Raw genomic sequence first — 16,015 nt, 5'->3', positions numbered from 1 at the left:
AAACCTAACCCAAACCACCAAACAACACGCCAACCCCGGCGGCCTCAAAACCGGCCATGATGGTTGTCGCGCGCGGACAAGGTGGTTGACGCTCTACAAATTGATGCGCATCAAGGCACGGCGCGGTCTTCTGGCGCATCGTGGCAGCGGATAAAATGGGGGCCAACGCGACGAAACTGCTTGTCGGATACGCAACCACCGAGGGGCAATCGCGCCGGATCGCGCGTCATGTTGCCGATCGTCTGGCCGATGCGGGGCACATGGTGGAACTGCTGTCGCTGGAAGATGCCGAGGGTCTCGCGCTTGATCGCTTCGACCGGGCGGTCTTGGTGGCCTCGATCCATGCCGGGCCATTCCGAAGGGCGCTGACCGTTTTCGCCTCGGGCAACGCCGCATGGCTGGACCGGCACCCGGTGCTGTTCCTGTCGGTCTCGCTGGCGGCGGCCGGGCACGAAGCCGAGGACTGGCGCGGCCTGGACCGGATCATAGACGACTTCGCCGAGGTCACGGGCTGGGCGCCGGAGCGGGTCGAACAGATCGCCGGGGCCTATCGACCCTCGGAATACGACCTGTTCAAGCGCTTCATCATGCGCCGGATCATCGCCACCAAGGACCCCGAGGCGGACCTTGACACGGACAGGGACTATACCGACTGGCCCGCACTGGACGCGCTGGTTGACGACTGGGTCGCCCGCTGAACTTGCAGGCACGCGGCCGCGGTCGTATGTGCGCGGGCATGTATACCGTCGCCGCGCTCTACCACTTCACACCCTTCACGGACCCGGTCGCCTTGCTGGAGCCGCTGCGCGCGCTGTGCGATGCAACCGGCACCACCGGCACGCTGCTGCTTGCGCGCGAGGGGATAAACGGCACCATTGCGGGCAGCCGCGATGGTGTGGGACGGGTGTTGGCCCATATCCGCAGGCTGCCCGGTTGCGCCGATCTGGACTGGAAGGAAAGCACGGCCACCGAACAGCCCTTTGCCCGGATGAAGGTCCGGCTCAAGCGCGAGATCGTCACCATGGGCCAGCCCGACGTGGACCCGCGCGCCGCCGTTGGCCGCTATGTCGACCCTGCGGACTGGAACGCCCTTGTGAGCGCACCCGATGTCGCCGTGATCGACACCCGCAACGAATACGAGGTCGCCATCGGCACCTTCGACGGGGCCATCGACCCCCGGACAGCCTCTTTCCGGGACTTCCCCGCCTGGTGGGAACACAACAAGGACAGGTTCCACAACAAGCGGATCGCCATGTTCTGCACGGGCGGCATCCGCTGCGAAAAGTCGACAAATTACCTGATCGGCAAAGGCGTTGAAGAGGTCTATCACCTCAAGGGCGGCATCCTGAAATACCTCGAGGAGGTCCCCGAAGATGACAGCCTCTGGCACGGGTCCTGTTTCGTATTCGACGGGCGGGTCAGCGTCGATCACGGGCTGAGGGGAGGGCCGCATGTGCTGTGCCATGCCTGCCGCCGCCCGCTGTTGCCCGCCGATCAGGCGCATCCGCACTACGAGCACGGCGTGTCCTGCCACCAGTGCATCCATGAGACCAGCGCGGCGGACAAGGCCCGCTTTCGGGAACGGCAGCGCCAGATCGCGCTTGCCCGCGCACGGGGTGTGCAGCATCTGGGGGCTGACCGGGGCGGCGATGCGGATTAGATGCGCGGCATGGATATCTCACTCGAAACCCGCGATGGCCTGCCCGAGGCCCTGCAGGTGCTTCTGCGCGAGCACCCGCGCGAGGCCTGGGAGGCCGACCCGCAGTTCAACGGGCTGATCGCCTTCTGGCTGGACCGGCACATGATGTTCCGCAAGCTGGGCGGCCTGTTGCAGCAGGAATGCGAATCCCTGCTGGATCAGAAATCGGACCCAGGACGGTTTGCCCAGGCGATCGGCCATTACGGCGGCATGTTCGTGAACCAGCTGCACGGCCATCATCAGATCGAGGATCATCATTATTTCCCTGTGCTGGCGACCCGCGACACGCGGATCGAAAAGGGGTTCGAGCTGCTGGATGCCGACCACCACGCGCTGGACGGGCATCTTGAGCGGTTTGTCACCTCGGCCAATCGCGCCATCACCGGGGCCAAGGGGGCCGATCCCAAGACCGCCGCGGCTGATTTCCTGACCGCCGCGCAGGGCATGGATCACCTGTTGCGCCGTCATCTGGACGACGAGGAAGACCTGATCGTGCCCGTGATCCTGAAATACGGCACCGAGGGGCTTGGATAATTCCGCGCCGTCAGGTCATGTGGGCCCGAAACGGAGGACCCCATGATCACCGAGACCCTGCTGACGGATATCCGCGCCCGCTTTGCCCATGTCGAGACCTGCCCCTTCGAGGGGCCGCGCGTGTTCTTCGAGAACGCGGGCGGCGCGCTGACCCTGGGCAGCGTCGTCGAGACCTCGGCGCGCTTCGCCGCGATTCCCGACAACCAGGGCCGCGCCAACGGGGCCTCGCAGGCGCTGATGGATATCATCGCGCGCGCCAGAGCCGCGGCGGCGGATTTCTTCAATGCGCCGGGCGGGCAGGTGATCCTGGGCGAGAGCGGCACCGAGCTTCTGTTCCGGTTGGTGCGCACCGCCGTCACGCGGCAGGCGCGGGGTGTCGTGCTGGGCTCGACCGTGGAACACCCGGCGTCCCGGTCGGCTGCCGCGCATTGGGCCGAGGTGATGGGGCTGGAGCATCGGCTGGTGCCCCATGACGATGCGCTGGGTCTGGTCACGCCCGAGGCCTATGCCGCCGCGGTGACGCCGGATGTGACGGTGGCCACGATCCTGCACACCTCGCCCGTCACGGGCATGGGGATGGATCTGCCGGCCATCGCCCGCGCGATCCGCGAGGTGGCGCCCGAGGCCCATATCATCGTGGACGGAATCCAGCATGCCAGCCATGGTGGGATCGACGTGGCGGCGGCCGGCGTGGATGGCTATGTCATCTCACCCTACAAGGTCTTCTCGCGCCACGGCTACGGCGTGGCCTGGGTGGGCGAGCGGCTGACGGACCTCGGCCCGGAACAGCTACACGGCGGGCCCGCGCGCACCTGGGAACTGGGCACCCGGGATACCGGCGCCTATGCGACCTTCTCGGACGTGGTGGACTATTTCCACTGGCTGGGCGGGCAGGTTGGCGGCGCCGAGACCCGGCGCGGCCGGATCGAGGACGCGGGGCGTGCGATCCGGGCCCATGAAAAACACCTGACCGACGCGATGCTGCACGGCACCGGCAACCTGAAGGGGTTGGCGGAGCTGCCCGGCGTCCAGGTGATCGGCGGCATCGACAATCCCGCCCGCGAAGGGCTGGTCTGTTTCTGGGCCGAGGGCCGCCCCGCCCCCGAGATCGTCGAGCGCCTGAATGCCGAGGGCATCCGCACGCATACCCGCAAGGCCGACCACTACAGCGGCAACATCCTGGACCCGCTGGGCCAGGACAGCGCCGTGCGGGTCAGCCTGTGCCACTACAATTCCGAGGCCGAGGTCGCCCGGTTCCTGTCGGTGATGGCGGATGTTCTCGACTGAAAGGGGCGCCGCACCGTGCGGCGCCCGCTTTCCTTCTGGCCAAGAGACCCGACAAATCCGACGGGCGCAGACAGCGCCCGTCAGAAATCGAGGTTTTCCACGCTCAGCGCGTTCTGCTGGATGAAATCACGGCGCGGTTCGACCATGTCGCCCATCAGCTTGGTGAAGATATCGTCGGCCTCGATCATGTCGTCGACCTTGACCTGCAACAGCGTCCGGGCGTCCGGGTCCAGCGTAGTTTCCCACAGCTGGTCGTCGTTCATCTCGCCCAGGCCCTTGTAGCGTTGCAGGGTCAGGCCGCGCTCGCCCTCTTCGAGGATCGCCTTGAGCAGGTCCAGCGGGCCATAGATCGCCTGGTGGCGATCCTTGCGGTGCAGTTCGGCGGGAAGATCGTAGACCTCTTGCAGGGCCTTGGTGAAACTGCCGGTCTTGCGGGCCTCGCCCGACCGCAGCATGGGGCCGTCGAGCGTGCGCACCTCTTCCACGCCGCGCAGGATGCGGGCCAGGCGGATGCCGTGATCCTGGGTGATCCGGCCCTGCCAGCCGCGTTCGTATTCCAGTGCGATCTTGTCCAGCCGCGCGGCGACCTTGTCGGCCACCGCCTGCAGATCCGCATCCACCGCGCCGGGCACGAAGGCGCCTGCGATGGCCGCCTGTTCCAGAATGTTGCGCGGGTAATGGGTGGGGAATGCCTCCAGCACCCGGCGCAGCTGGCGCGCCTCTTCCACCACGCGCTTGAGATCCTCGCCGATGATCTCTTCGCCCGTGCCCAGCCGCAGCATGGCGCCCTCGGTGCCCTGGTCGATTAGGTAGTCGTCCAGCGCGGGCTGGTCCTTGAGGTAGACCTCGGACTTGCCGCGGCTGACCTTGAACAGCGGCGGCTGCGCGATGTAGAGATAGCCGCCCTCGATGATCTCAGGCATCTGCCGGAAGAAGAAGGTCAGCAGCAGCGTTCGGATATGGGCGCCGTCCACGTCCGCGTCGGTCATGATGATGATCTTGTGGTAGCGCAGCTTAGAGATATCGAATTCGTCGCGCCCGATCCCGGTGCCCAGCGCCATGACCAGGTTGCCGATCTCCTGACTGCCCAGCATCCGGTCGAAGCGGGCGCGTTCGACGTTGAGGATCTTGCCGCGCAGGGGCAGGATGGCCTGCGATTGCCGGTCGCGCCCGGTCTGGGCCGAGCCGCCGGCGCTGTCGCCCTCGACCAGGAACAGTTCCGTCTTGGCGGGGTCCTTTTCGGAACAGTCCTTGAGCTTGCCGGCCAGGAAATTCACGTCCATCGCCGTCTTGCGGCGGGTCAGGTCGCGGGCCTTGCGCGCCGCCTCGCGGGCCTGGGCGGCCTCGATGATCTTGCCGACGATCACCTTGGCCTCGTTGGGGTTTTCCTCGAACCATTCGGACAGTTTCTCGCCCACCAGGTTCTCGACCGCCGGGCGCACCTCGGAGGAGACCAGCTTGTCCTTGGTCTGGCTGGAAAACTTGGGGTCGGGCACCTTGACGGACAGGACGCAGGTCAGCCCCTCGCGGGCGTCGTCGCCGGTGAAGCTGACCTTTTCCTTCTTCGCGATGCCGCTGTCCTGGGCATATTTGGAAATGGTCCGGGTCAGGGCGCCGCGGAACCCGGCCATGTGAGAGCCACCGTCGCGCTGCGGAATGTTGTTGGTGAAGGGCAGAACCGTTTCGTGGTAGCTGTCGTTCCACCACATCGCCACCTCGACGCCGATGTCGTCGCGCTCGCCACGGACGTAGATCGGCTCGGGCATCATGGCGGATTTCGACCGGTCGAGATACTTGACGAATTCCTTCACGCCGCCCTCGTAGAACAGTTCGGACTTCAACGGCTCGGCCGGGCGCGCGTCCTCGAGGATGATGCGCACGCCGGAATTGAGAAAGGCCAGTTCGCGCAGCCGTTTTTCCAGGGTCTCGAAGCTGTACTCGAGGTTCGAGAAGGTATCCGTCGCGGCGAGGAAGCGCACCTCGGTGCCGGTCTCGCCGGCGGCGTCGCCGATCACCTCCAGGTGGTCGGTGGTGTCGCCATGCGCGAAGCGGGCGCGATGGACCTTGCCGTTGCGCCAGACGGTCAGCTCCAGCCAATCCGACAGGGCGTTCACAACCGAGACGCCGACGCCATGCAGACCGCCCGAGACCTTGTAGGAATTGCTGTCAAACTTCCCGCCCGCGTGCAGCTGGGTCATGATGACCTCGGCCGCCGAGACGCCCTCGCCCTCGTGCAGTTCCACCGGCACGCCGCGGCCGTTGTCGCGCACCGATACGCTGGAATCCGCGTGGATCTTGACGTGGACATAGTCGGCGTGCCCGGCCAGCGCCTCGTCGATGCCGTTGTCCACGACCTCGTAGACCATGTGGTGCAGGCCCGAGCCGTCGTCGGTGTCCCCGATGTACATGCCGGGGCGCTTGCGAACCGCCTCCAACCCCTTGAGAACCTTGATGGAATCTGCGCCGTAGTCAGACGGCAGCTGCTGCTCTTCGGCCATTGCGGACCCTTTGTATCATTCTTGCGATGTTATACGGGATACGCTGGGGAATGTCACGCCACTGCGGTCCGTTTCGCGGGGTCAGAAGAAGGGGATGCCCAGCCCCACGCCGATCAGAAGACAGCCCGCGGCGATGTTCATCCGGCGCACCGCCCGCGGCGATTTCAGCAGCCGCGTCGCCCGGCCCACGAAGCCGGCCATGATCAGGTTCCCCACCAGCGGCACCAGCGCCGACATCAGCGCGATGGCCACCACATCGGCGATGGTCAGAACGCCCAGGTCGAAGAAGCCCGGCAGCATGCCCATGTAGAACAGGATCGCCTTGGGGTTGGCGAGGATCACCGCCAGCCCGGCCAGGAACCCCGCGGCGAACCCGGGGCGGGTCAGGCGGCTGTCGCCGCCGATCTCGGTTCCCGCCGCACGCAGCACCAGCGTGCCCATGATCAGGAAGGTGACGCAGGCGATGCCCTTCATGGCGAGCATGGCCATGGAAAACTGGTCCACGACCCAGGCCATGCCAAGCACCGCCAGCAGCGACCACAGAACGTCCCCCACCACGACGCCCAGCGTCAAGGGCCAGGCCGCCGCGAAGCCGCCGGACATGGCCCGCGCGATCAGGCCCAGCCAGACCGGGCCCGGCGTCAGAAACAGGATCAGAAGCGCCCCGGCATAGAGCGCCGCCTCGGGTGCGGAAATCGTCACGCGATGCGCCCGGCGTCGTCAAGCGGATCGAAGGGGTTGAAGGCGAATTCCCAAAGGTGCCCGTCCGGATCGGCGACATAGCTGGAATAGCCGCCCCAGGCGGTCTCGAAGGGCGCGCGCACGGGCGTCGCCCCACAGGCGAGGGCGTGGTCATAGGCCGCCTCGACCGAGGCGCGGTCGGGGTGGTTCTGGGCCAGCGTCATGGCGCCGGTGCGCAATTGGTCCGGGTCGCGGCCGGTCTCGCGCGCAAGTCCGTCACGCGTGAAGAGCCCGAACTTGGACCCGGCCATGTCGTAGAAGGCGACCATCTCGTTGGCACTTTCGAGATGCCAGCCCAGCGCCTCGTAATAGGCGCGGGCGCGGGCCAGGTCGGCCACGGCAAGGGTGATGAAGGTCACGCGGTTGCAAGGGAGCGTCATTGGGGGCCGTCCTGTTGTTCGATCTGGCTGGTCTGGTTGTCGTCCTGCACCGAAACCCACTGGGCCCGGGTCCCAAGGTCGGTGAACAGCTCGGGCCCGGTCCCGGTGAGGAAGGCCTGGGCCGCCAACGCGCAGATTTCATCATAGAGCGCGGCCCGGCGCTGCGCGTCAAGATGTGCGGCGACCTCGTCCAGCAGCAGGATGGGCGGGGCGCCGAAATCGGCGGCCAGGGCGCGGCCATTGGCCAGGATCAACGAAACCAGCAGGGCCTTTTGTTCGCCGGTCGAGCAATCGCGGGCCGCCACGCCCTTGGCGGCGAAAACCGCCTCCAGATCGGCGCGGTGCGGCCCGGTCAGGGTCCGCCCGGCGGCCAGGTCACGGGGGCGGCTGGCGGCAAAAGCGGCCTGCAGGGCATCGGGGTCGTCCGGAACCTCGACGGCCGGATCCGGGTGGGTCAGCGTCAGATCAGCGGTGGGAAAGGCGGTCTCGGCCTGCTGCTGCGCGCTGGCCAGCCGGGCGATGGCATGGGCGCGGTTGCGGTGGATCGCCGCGCCGGACTCGGCCATCTGCGCTTCCAATGCCCGATACCAATGGGTGTCGCCCACCTGATCCTTGAGCAGACGATTGCGATCGCGCATGGCCTTTTCATAGATCAGCACGGCCTCGGCGTGGGCAGGCTCGAAACTGAGCGTCGCGCGGTCGAGAAAGCGCCGCCGCCCCTCTGCCGCCTCGATCCAGAGCCTGTCCATCGACGGGATCAGCCAGAGGATGCGGGCGATGCGGCCCAGCGCCGTCTGGGGCGCGGATTTGCCGTCGATGCGCACCTGGCGCGGCGCGGCGTTCTCGGAGAAGGTTTCGATCTCGTGGTCGCGGCCAAGGGAGGTCAGCACCGCGGAGACTTTCCATCCCAGCGCCTCGGGGCGGCGCGACAGGTCCTCGGCACTGGCCCGGCGCATGCCGCGCCCCGGCGAGAGCATCGAGACAGCTTCGAGGATATTGGTCTTGCCCGCCCCGTTCGGCCCGTGAACGGCCAGGGGGCGCCCGTCGAGCACCAGCCGCGCCCGCTTGTGCGAGCGGAAATGGGACAGGCTCAGGGACTGGATCGCAAGCCGCATTATCAGGCCCGACCGAGTGTCCAATGCCGCAAACCCGCCGGAGACGCTTGAAAAGCCCCGGCGCCCGTCACACCCGCATCGGCATCACGACATAGACGGCGGTCGTGTCGCTGCCCTCGCGCATCAGCGTCGGGTCGCCCGAGGAATTGAACAGGAAGACGGCATTCTCGCGGTCCACCTGGCTGGCGATCTCCAGCAGGTATTTGGCGTTGAAGCCGATTTCCAGCAGTTCGTCGCCATAGGCCACCGCGACTTCTTCCTCGGCGGCGCCGCTGTCGGGGGCATTCACCGACAGGATCAGCCTGTCCTCGTCCAGCGCCAGTTTGACGGCACGCGAGCGTTCCGAGCTGACGGTGGCGACCCGGTCCACGGCCTTGGCGAATTCACCGGCGTCGACCTCCATCTTGCGGGTGTTGCCCTGCGGGATCACGCGCGTGTAGTCGGGAAAGGTGCCGTCGATGACCTTGGAGGTCAGGGTGATGTCGGGGGTGGCGAAGCGCACCTTGGTCTCGGACACCGACACGGCGATCTGCATGTCATCGTCATCCAGCAGCTTGCGCAGCTCGCCCACCGTCTTGCGGGGCACGATGACGCCGGGCATCCCCTCGGCGCCCTTGGGCAGGTCGGCGTCGATTCGGGCGAGGCGGTGGCCGTCGGTGGCCACGCACCGCAGGACCGGGCCGCCTTCGCCCTCGGCGACGTGCATGTAAACGCCGTTGAGATAATAGCGCGTCTCTTCTGTGGAGATGGCGAATTTCGACTTGTCGAACAACCGCCGCAGCACCGGCGCGGGGGCCGCGAAATTGGTCGTGTAGTCCGAGGAGGCCATGACCGGGAAATCTTCCTTGGGCAGCGTGGCGAGCGAAAAGCTCGACCGGCCCGCCTCGATCGACAGGCGACCCGCGGCACTGTCCTCGATCAGGGTGACAAGCGCCCCGTCGGGCAGCTTGCGCACGATCTCGTTGAGGGTCACGGCCGAGACCGTCGTCGCCCCGGCGCGTTCCACCTGGGCCGGGGCCTTGTCCACCACCTCGACATCCAGGTCGGTGGCGCGGAAATACACATCGCTTTCCTCGGCCTCGATCAGGACATTGGCGAGGATCGGAATGGTGTTGCGCCGTTCCACCACGGATTGGGCCTGCGCCACCGCCTTGAGCAACACGCCGCGTTCAATGCTGAATTTCATAGCCCTCGCTCCGTCCTTTGCGGCGCCGTCCGAACCGGACCTGGGCGCCGGGAAGGCGAACCTAGCGGTTTCGCCCCGTCATACAAGTCTGTTGATGGACTGTCCGCAAGCAGGGCACAAGCGTCAACCGCCCGAAACCCGGCGCGGCCCACTTGTGCCTGCACGTGGCGGAAATGCCTATTCCTGAAGCGCCCTTTGCAGCAGCTCCAGATCGTCGGCGACCTGGCTGTCGGTCTGGCGCAATTCCTCGATCTTGCGGATGCCGTGCATGATCGTGGTGTGGTCACGCTTGCCGAACTTGCGGCCGATCTCGGGCAGCGAGCGGCTGGTCATGTTCTTGCACAGCCACATGGCGATCTGCCGGGGGCGGGCCAGATTGCGCGGGCGGCGTGGGCCCAGCATGTCGGACAGCCGAATGGCGTAGTGTTCCGAGACCTTGCGCTGGATTTCCTCGATCGTGACCTTGCGGTCCGAGGCGCGCAGAATGTCCGACAGGCAGTCCTGCGCCAGTTCCATCGTCACCTCGCGCCCGACGAGCGAGGCGAAGGCGAACAGCCGCGTCAGCGCGCCTTCGAGGATGCGCACATTGGACGAGATGCGGTGGGCCAGGAACTCCAGCACCCCTGGGGCGACCTCGACGCCAGGATAGATTGCGCGATACATTTCCTGCTTGGCATGCAGGATGCCCAGGCGCAGTTCGTAGTCGGTGGGATGCAGGTCGACCACAAGGCCGCATTGCAGCCGCGAGCGGATGCGTTCGGAGACATCCTTGAGTTCGCCCGGCGCGCGGTCGGCCGAGATGATCAGCTGCTTGTTCTGGTCCACCAGGGCGTTGAAGGTGTGAAAGAATTCCTCCTGCGTGCTTTCCTTGCCGGCGAGAAACTGGATATCGTCAACCATCAGCACATCGACCGAGCGGAACATCTGCTTGAAGTCCATCATCTTGCGGTCGCGCAGGGCCGAGATGAACCGGTAGATGAACTGGTCGGCCGAGATGTAAAGAACGTTCAACTCGGGCTGGCGAACGGCCAGTTCATGCGCGATGGCATGCATCAGGTGGGTCTTGCCCAGCCCGACGCCCCCATAGAGGAACAACGGGTTGAAGGTGACCGGGCCGCCCTCGGCCACCCGCCGGGCCGCGGCATGGGCCAGTTCGTTCGGTTTGCCGACAACGAAGGTGTCGAAGGTGAAGCGGTGATCGGGCTTGGTTTCGCCCCGCGCCCCGGGGGCGGGCGTGGCATTGGCGTCCTGCGGGGCGGGTGCCGCAGGGCCTGGTGCGGCGCGTTCGGCCACTGAAAAGGCCAGCCGCTGCACGCTGGCCCCCTTGCGGTTCAGATGATAGATGATCTGATCGCCGAAGGTCTTGCCGACATAGTCGCCCATGAAGGCGTTGGGCACGTCGATATGCGCGACCCCCTCGCTGAGCGATGACAGAACCAGCGGTTCGATCCAGTTCTTGTAGTTGCTCGCCCCGACTGCGCTCCGGATATCTTCCTTTACCGCGCCCCATTCCTGCTGTGCCATTCTGTCCCGACGCCCTTGTTCTTGTGCCCTGTCCCGACCGACCGGTTTGCCGGCCGGCATGCATGCACAACGCCCCTGTCAGGCACCGGTCAGGTCAAAGAGGCCCCATCCGCCGGACAACGATCCGGCAGCCACTCTTCTGCCCAAGCCCAGAGCCGAACTGCAACACCACGGGCGGGGCCCGAAACGGCGCTGCTGCCGGCGGCACAGTGGAAACGGGAGGGCCGGTCAGACCGATCTTCGCCTTCGCCGGCGTCCCTATGGACCTGCCCGGTGCCGCCGCGCCGGACTGCGGTGGCTGTACCCCGGACTAATCCCCCATCTTCCCCCAGGAACGATGTGAATCGCTCCAAGACCATAGCTATCGGCGAACGCGCTTTTCAACTGCAAGCTTTGACTTGACGGGCTGGACCAGGAGAACGAATCCGGACAGCTATTGAATCCCAAGGGAAAGTCCTTTCGCGCGGGGTCGCACGAAAGATAAAGGGCACCCCCGCGGGGTGCCCTTGCCTGTTGCCGATCGGCCATTGTGCGCGCGATTCTCGCTTAACCGAGCGCCTTCACACGCTGGCTCAGGCGAGACACCTTCCGCGCGGCGGTGTTCTTGTGCAGGACACCCTTGGTGACGCCCCGCATCAATTCCGGCTGGGCCTTCTGAAGGGCAGCGCTGGCCGCTGCCTTGTCGCCCGAGGCGATGGCTTCCTCGACGCGGCGCAGGTAGGTGCGGATGCGCGAGCGGCGGGCCTTGTTGACAGCGTAGCGGCGCTCGGTCTGGCGGGCGCGCTTCTTGGACTGGGGATTGTTTGCCATGTGCCTGATCTCTTTCGTCGGGTCGTTACAAAATGCCAATGCACGGGACGTCCCGACCCCGGGTTCACTACCGGGCGATTCTGGCCAAGGCGGGCCGCACGCGCATGTCTGACGCGGCATATACAGCGTTTCGCCGCGCGTGCAAACCGATTTTACGCCGGTCCTGCGCCCGCCTCAGCGGTCGCGGAACTGCGGTTCGCGCTTTTCGGTGAAGGCGGCCATGCCCTCGGACTGGTCCTCGGTGGCAAAGAGCGAGAAGAACAAACGCCGCTCGTAGCTCAGCCCCTCGGCCAGGGTCGTCTCGTAGGCACGGTTAACGGCGTCCTTGGCGGCCATGGTGGCCAGCAGGGATTTCTCGGCGATCTTGCCCGCCGCCGAGAGCGCTTCATCCTTGAGCTTCTTGGCGGGCACGACGCGCGAGACCAGCCCGCAGCTCTCGGCTTCCTCGGCATCCATGAAACGGCCGGTCAGGTGCATGTCCATGGATTTCGACTTGCCCACGAAGCGGGTCAGCCGCTGGGTGCCGCCGATCCCGGCAATGACGCCCAGGTTGATCTCGGGCTGGCCGAACTTCGCGCTGTCCGACGCGATGATGAAATCGCACATCATCGCAAGCTCGCAGCCGCCGCCCAGCGCATAGCCCGACACGGCCGCGATGATCGGCTTGCGCACCCGCAGGAACCGGTCGCTCTCGGCCCCGAAGAAGTTGCGCTTGTACATCTCGACGAAGCCCTTGTCGGCCATCTCGGTCACGTCCGCCCCGGCGGCAAAGGCCTTGTCCGACCCGATGACGACCATGCAACGCACCTTGTCACTGGCGTCCGCCTCTTCCAGAGCGGCGGTGAGTTCGCCCAGAAGCTTGCTGTTGAGCGCGTTCAGCGCCTCGGGCCGGTTCAAGGTGATCAGCGCCACGTGATCCTTGATCTCGACGTTGATCGTTTCGTAGGCCATTTCTGCCCTCCTGCGGGTTGCATTGTTGTGAAGGGTTACCAGAGGCGGGACAGGGATCAACCTATCTTTGACAGCGCGGGCAATAGAAGGTCGAGCGGCCCGCTTGCACGATACGGCGGATATGACCGGCGCACCCCGGCGTCGCACAGGGGGCACCTTCGCGGTCGTAGGCATTGAAAACATACTGAAAATAGCCAAGCGCGCCATCAGTTTGGCGATGATCGCGCAGGGAGGACCCGCCCGCCGCGATCGCCTCGGTGAGCACGGCCCGGATGATCGGCACCAATTGCCCCACCCGGGCGGGGGCGATGCGCCCGGCCTTGCGGCGGGGGTTGATTCCCGCCCGGTGCAGGGCCTCGCAGACATAGATGTTGCCCAACCCGGCCACGATGCGCTGGTCCAGCAGCGCGACCTTGGCCGGTGTGTTACGCCCGCGCAGGGCGGCCACCAGATAGGGTTCGTTGAAGGTATTTCCCAGCGGCTCGGGCCCCAGGTCGTCCAGCAGCCAGTGCCCGCCACCGCGCGCGAAGAGGTCCATCGCCCCGAAGCGGCGCGCGTCGTTGAAGGTGATCCGCGCCCCGTTGTCCATCTCGAACACGACGTGATCATGTTTCGCAGGCTCCGGGTGGGCGTGGTGAAACACGCCCAGCGGATCGCCCGAGACGGTCATCCGGCCCGACATGCCCAGATGGATCAGAAGGGTTTCGCCCCGGTCGAGATCGGCCAGGATGTATTTCGACCGCCGCCGCAGCGCCGTCACCCGGGCCCCGGTCAGCCGTGCGGCCATGTTCGCCGGAAAGGGCCAGCGCAGATCGGGGCGGTTCACGGCTGCACGGGCGATCACCGCTCCTTCCATCGCGGGAACAAGGCCGCGGCGCACGGTTTCGACTTCGGGCAGTTCTGGCATGGCAAGGCACCGTCGGGTCTGGGTCGGGCGAAAGGTAACCACCGCGCGCCGCCGGGCAAGCGCAAACCCGCCGCACGGGCCGACCAGCCGAATTCCTGCGTCAGAAAGTGGGTTTGTATCGTGTCGGACTTAGCTATAGGTGCATACCAACGGACCAAGGGCAGGCGCATCCAATGACCGAGACCGACCGCACCACCCATTTCGGCTTCGAGACCATCCCGGAACAGGACAAGGCCGGCCGCGTGCGCGGCGTGTTCTCCAGCGTCGCCAGCAAGTATGACGTGATGAACGACGCCATGTCGCTCGGTATCCACCGCCTCTGGAAGGAGGCGATGATGGACTGGCTGGCCCCACGCCGGGGGCAGTGCCTGCTGGACGTCGCCGGCGGGACCGGCGATATCGCCTTCCGTTTCCTGAAACGGGCCGGATCGGGGCAGGCCACGGTGCTGGACCTGACCGCACCCATGCTGGAGGAAGGCCGCAAGCGCGCCGAGGCGGCGGACATGGCCGACTGCCTCGACTGGATCGTGGGCGACGCCATGGCCCTGCCCTTCGAGGACAACAGTTTCGACGTCTATACCATCAGCTTCGGCATCCGGAACGTGACCCGCCCGCAAGAGGCCCTGAACGAGGCTTTCCGCGTGCTTCGGCCGGGCGGTCGGCTCATGGTCCTGGAGTTCAGCCAGATCCCCAACGACCTGATGCAACGCCTTTACGATTTTTATTCCTTCAACGCGATCCCGGTCATGGGCCGGGTGATCACCGGCGACCGGGACAGCTATCAATACCTGGTGGAATCGATCCGCCGCTTCCCGGACCAGGAGACATTCCTGTCCATGATCCGGCAGGCCGGGTTCGAGAACGCGAAATACCGCAACCTGTCCATGGGCATCGCCTGCCTGCATTCGGGCTGGAAGCTCTGAATGCGCGGACCGCACAATATCTTTCGCCTGGTCCGGACCGGCGCGACGCTGGAACGCAACGGCGCCATGGTCGACATTCTGCAGGCGGTCGAGGCGCCGCGGGCCGCGGGAATCGCGCTGCGTGCGCTGGCTTGGCCCTTCAAGTGGCTGGGCTATCGCGGCGATGAAAGCCTGCCGCCGGTCGCCCGGGCGCTGACAGCCATGGGGCCGGCCTACATCAAGTTCGGCCAGATCCTCTCGACCCGGGCCGACGTGGTGGGCGACGACCTGGCGTTGCAGCTGCGCCTGTTGCAGGACAAGCTGCCGCCCTTTCCCATGGAGACGGCAAAAGCCTCTGTGGCGCATGAACTGGGCCGCTCTTCGGACGAGGTCTTTTCCGAGTTTTCCGAGCCCGTGGCGGCGGCCTCGATCGCGCAGGTCCATCGGGCGCGGCTGGTTGACGGGAATCGCGACGTGGCCGTGAAGGTGCTGCGCCCCGGCATCGAGCGGGCCTTCCGCCGGGACATCGACACCTTCTATTTCGCGGCCGGGGTCGTGGCCAAGTTCCTGCCCGGCTCGCGCCGTTTACGCCCGGTCGAGGTGATCGAACATTTCGAGAGCACGGTGCTGGGCGAGCTGGACCTGCGTCTGGAAAGCGCCTCGGCCTCGGAATTTGCCGACAACACGCGCGATGACGAGGGCTTTAGACTGCCAAAGGTGCTTTGGAATCACTCCTCGCGCCGGGTCATGACCATGACCTGGGCCGACGGGATCAATGCCGGCGACGTCGAAGCGCTGCGCGCCGCCGGGCACGACATGACCGGGCTGAGCGAACGGGTGATCCAGCTGTTCCTGAGCCACGCCCTGCGCGATGGCTATTTCCACGCCGACATGCACCACGGCAACCTCAAGGTCGCGGCCAACGGCGACATCATCGCCTATGACTTCGGGATCATGGGCCATATCGACGAATACACCCGCCGGGTCTATGCCGAGATCCTCTACGGGTTCATCAAGCGTGACTATCAGCGGGTCGCCGAGGTGCATTTCGAGGCCGGCTACGTGCCGGCCGACCGCGACGTGGACGAATTCGCCCGCGCCCTGCGCGCGGTGGGCGAGCCGATCTTCGGCATGGATGCCAGCCGGATCTCCATGGGCAAATTGCTGGCCTATCTCTTCGAGGTCACCGAACGGTTCGGCATGGAAACCCGCACCGAGCTGATCCTGCTGCAACGCACCATGGTCGTGGTCGAAGGGGTGGCCCGCACGTTGGATGACCGGATGAACATCTGGGATGCGGCCAAGCCGGTGGTGGAACGCTATATCGCCGAGAGCATCGGGCCAAAGGCCGTGGCCCGCGACCTGGCCAAGACGGCGCGCGTGCTGGCACGGTTCGGCCCGCGCCTACCCGCCCTGGCCGAAGAGGCCCTGATCCGCCTGTCGCGCGACGAGCCGCCGACCCCGTCCGCCTCGCACTGGCG

At 66.1% G+C, this 16,015-nt stretch carries 15 protein-coding genes; 6 read left to right on the top strand and 9 right to left on the bottom strand.

Features of this window, described 5'->3' with window-relative positions; translation table 11 throughout:
• The first annotated feature begins 140 nt into the window (after nt 1-140).
• Genes ACH107_RS22650 through ACH107_RS22635 form a run of 4 tightly spaced genes read left to right on the top strand, consistent with a single transcriptional unit; the run spans nt 141 to nt 3,520 of the window.
• Nucleotides 141-698 (top strand): flavodoxin domain-containing protein, encoded by a 558-nt coding sequence (locus ACH107_RS22650; RefSeq protein WP_412507741.1) that lies wholly within the window; start codon nt 141-143, stop codon nt 696-698.
• Nucleotides 699-736: 38 nt separating this feature from the next.
• Entirely contained in the window at nt 737-1,660 is a 924-nt protein-coding gene (locus tag ACH107_RS22645) for a rhodanese-related sulfurtransferase (RefSeq protein WP_412507740.1), read from the top strand.
• A gap of 9 nt (nt 1,661-1,669) precedes the next feature.
• The gene (locus tag ACH107_RS22640; protein ID WP_412507739.1) at nt 1,670-2,233 is read left to right on the top strand and encodes a hemerythrin domain-containing protein; all 564 of its coding nucleotides are present in this window, start codon (nt 1,670-1,672) and stop codon (nt 2,231-2,233) included.
• Between the two features lie 42 nt (nt 2,234-2,275).
• A complete protein-coding gene (locus tag ACH107_RS22635; protein ID WP_412507738.1) occupies nt 2,276-3,520 on the top strand; it encodes an aminotransferase class V-fold PLP-dependent enzyme in 1,245 nt (414 codons plus the stop codon).
• 80 nt (nt 3,521-3,600) lie between these two features.
• Here ACH107_RS22635 and gyrB read toward each other — a convergent pair whose 3' ends face one another.
• From gyrB to mutM, 9 genes are all read right to left on the bottom strand, one after another.
• Complete coding sequence (gyrB, locus tag ACH107_RS22630; RefSeq protein WP_412507737.1) at nt 3,601-6,018, bottom strand: DNA topoisomerase (ATP-hydrolyzing) subunit B; 2,418 nt, start codon at nt 6,016-6,018, stop codon at nt 3,601-3,603.
• Between the two features lie 81 nt (nt 6,019-6,099).
• Nucleotides 6,100-6,720: a LysE family translocator gene (locus ACH107_RS22625; protein ID WP_412507736.1), complete on the bottom strand. Its 621-nt coding sequence runs from the start codon at nt 6,718-6,720 to the stop codon at nt 6,100-6,102.
• A complete protein-coding gene (locus ACH107_RS22620; RefSeq protein ID WP_310691419.1) occupies nt 6,717-7,139 on the bottom strand; it encodes a VOC family protein in 423 nt (140 codons plus the stop codon). Before ACH107_RS22620 ends, ACH107_RS22625 begins: the two co-directional genes overlap by 4 nt.
• On the bottom strand, nt 7,136-8,254 hold the full coding sequence (gene recF, locus ACH107_RS22615) for a DNA replication/repair protein RecF (RefSeq protein WP_412507735.1): 1,119 nt from the start codon (nt 8,252-8,254) through the stop codon (nt 7,136-7,138). Before recF ends, ACH107_RS22620 begins: the two co-directional genes overlap by 4 nt.
• Nucleotides 8,255-8,321: 67 nt before the next feature.
• On the bottom strand, nt 8,322-9,440 hold the full coding sequence (gene dnaN, locus ACH107_RS22610; protein WP_412507734.1) for a DNA polymerase III subunit beta: 1,119 nt from the start codon (nt 9,438-9,440) through the stop codon (nt 8,322-8,324).
• Between the two features lie 177 nt (nt 9,441-9,617).
• Nucleotides 9,618-10,964, bottom strand: coding sequence for a chromosomal replication initiator protein DnaA (gene dnaA / locus ACH107_RS22605; RefSeq protein ID WP_412507733.1), 1,347 nt, complete (start codon nt 10,962-10,964; stop codon nt 9,618-9,620).
• A 546-nt stretch (nt 10,965-11,510) separates the two neighbouring features.
• Nucleotides 11,511-11,774 (bottom strand): 30S ribosomal protein S20, encoded by a 264-nt coding sequence (rpsT, locus tag ACH107_RS22600; protein WP_310691422.1) that lies wholly within the window; start codon nt 11,772-11,774, stop codon nt 11,511-11,513.
• A 174-nt stretch (nt 11,775-11,948) separates the two neighbouring features.
• On the bottom strand, nt 11,949-12,725 hold the full coding sequence (locus ACH107_RS22595) for an enoyl-CoA hydratase (protein WP_412507732.1): 777 nt from the start codon (nt 12,723-12,725) through the stop codon (nt 11,949-11,951).
• A 61-nt stretch (nt 12,726-12,786) separates the two neighbouring features.
• Entirely contained in the window at nt 12,787-13,632 is an 846-nt protein-coding gene (mutM, locus tag ACH107_RS22590; protein ID WP_412507731.1) for a bifunctional DNA-formamidopyrimidine glycosylase/DNA-(apurinic or apyrimidinic site) lyase, read from the bottom strand.
• Nucleotides 13,633-13,805: 173 nt separating this feature from the next.
• Here mutM and ubiE point away from each other — a divergent pair, with 173 nt between their 5' ends.
• Both ubiE and ubiB read left to right on the top strand, forming a co-directional pair.
• A complete protein-coding gene (gene ubiE, locus ACH107_RS22585; RefSeq protein ID WP_412507730.1) occupies nt 13,806-14,555 on the top strand; it encodes a bifunctional demethylmenaquinone methyltransferase/2-methoxy-6-polyprenyl-1,4-benzoquinol methylase UbiE in 750 nt (249 codons plus the stop codon).
• Nucleotides 14,556-16,015, top strand: a 1,460-nt coding sequence (gene ubiB / locus ACH107_RS22580; RefSeq protein WP_412507729.1) for a 2-polyprenylphenol 6-hydroxylase, incomplete at its 3' end; no start/stop codon positions are given. It abuts the gene before it with no gap.

Source organism: Roseovarius halophilus (ex Wu et al. 2025) (assembly GCF_047086965.1).
Note: the sequence above shows the minus strand (reverse complement) of the source record. Positions and strands in the feature narration are given on the sequence as shown.

Excerpts from the sequence above, each read along its gene's own strand:
- ACH107_RS22645 (WP_412507740.1), top strand. The coding sequence starts at position 737 with ATGTATACCGTCGCCGCGCTCTACCACTTCACACCCTTCACGGACCCG.
- ACH107_RS22640 (WP_412507739.1), top strand. The coding sequence starts at position 1,670 with ATGGATATCTCACTCGAAACCCGCGATGGCCTGCCCGAGGCCCTGCAG.
- ACH107_RS22635 (WP_412507738.1), top strand. The coding sequence starts at position 2,276 with ATGATCACCGAGACCCTGCTGACGGATATCCGCGCCCGCTTTGCCCAT.
- gyrB (WP_412507737.1), bottom strand. The coding sequence starts at position 6,018 with ATGGCCGAAGAGCAGCAGCTGCCGTCTGACTACGGCGCAGATTCCATC.
- ACH107_RS22620 (WP_310691419.1), bottom strand. The coding sequence starts at position 7,139 with ATGACGCTCCCTTGCAACCGCGTGACCTTCATCACCCTTGCCGTGGCC.
- recF (WP_412507735.1), bottom strand. The coding sequence starts at position 8,254 with ATGCGGCTTGCGATCCAGTCCCTGAGCCTGTCCCATTTCCGCTCGCAC.
- dnaN (WP_412507734.1), bottom strand. The coding sequence starts at position 9,440 with ATGAAATTCAGCATTGAACGCGGCGTGTTGCTCAAGGCGGTGGCGCAG.
- dnaA (WP_412507733.1), bottom strand. The coding sequence starts at position 10,964 with ATGGCACAGCAGGAATGGGGCGCGGTAAAGGAAGATATCCGGAGCGCA.
- rpsT (WP_310691422.1), bottom strand. The coding sequence starts at position 11,774 with ATGGCAAACAATCCCCAGTCCAAGAAGCGCGCCCGCCAGACCGAGCGC.
- ACH107_RS22595 (WP_412507732.1), bottom strand. The coding sequence starts at position 12,725 with ATGGCCTACGAAACGATCAACGTCGAGATCAAGGATCACGTGGCGCTG.
- mutM (WP_412507731.1), bottom strand. The coding sequence starts at position 13,632 with ATGCCAGAACTGCCCGAAGTCGAAACCGTGCGCCGCGGCCTTGTTCCC.
- ubiE (WP_412507730.1), top strand. The coding sequence starts at position 13,806 with ATGACCGAGACCGACCGCACCACCCATTTCGGCTTCGAGACCATCCCG.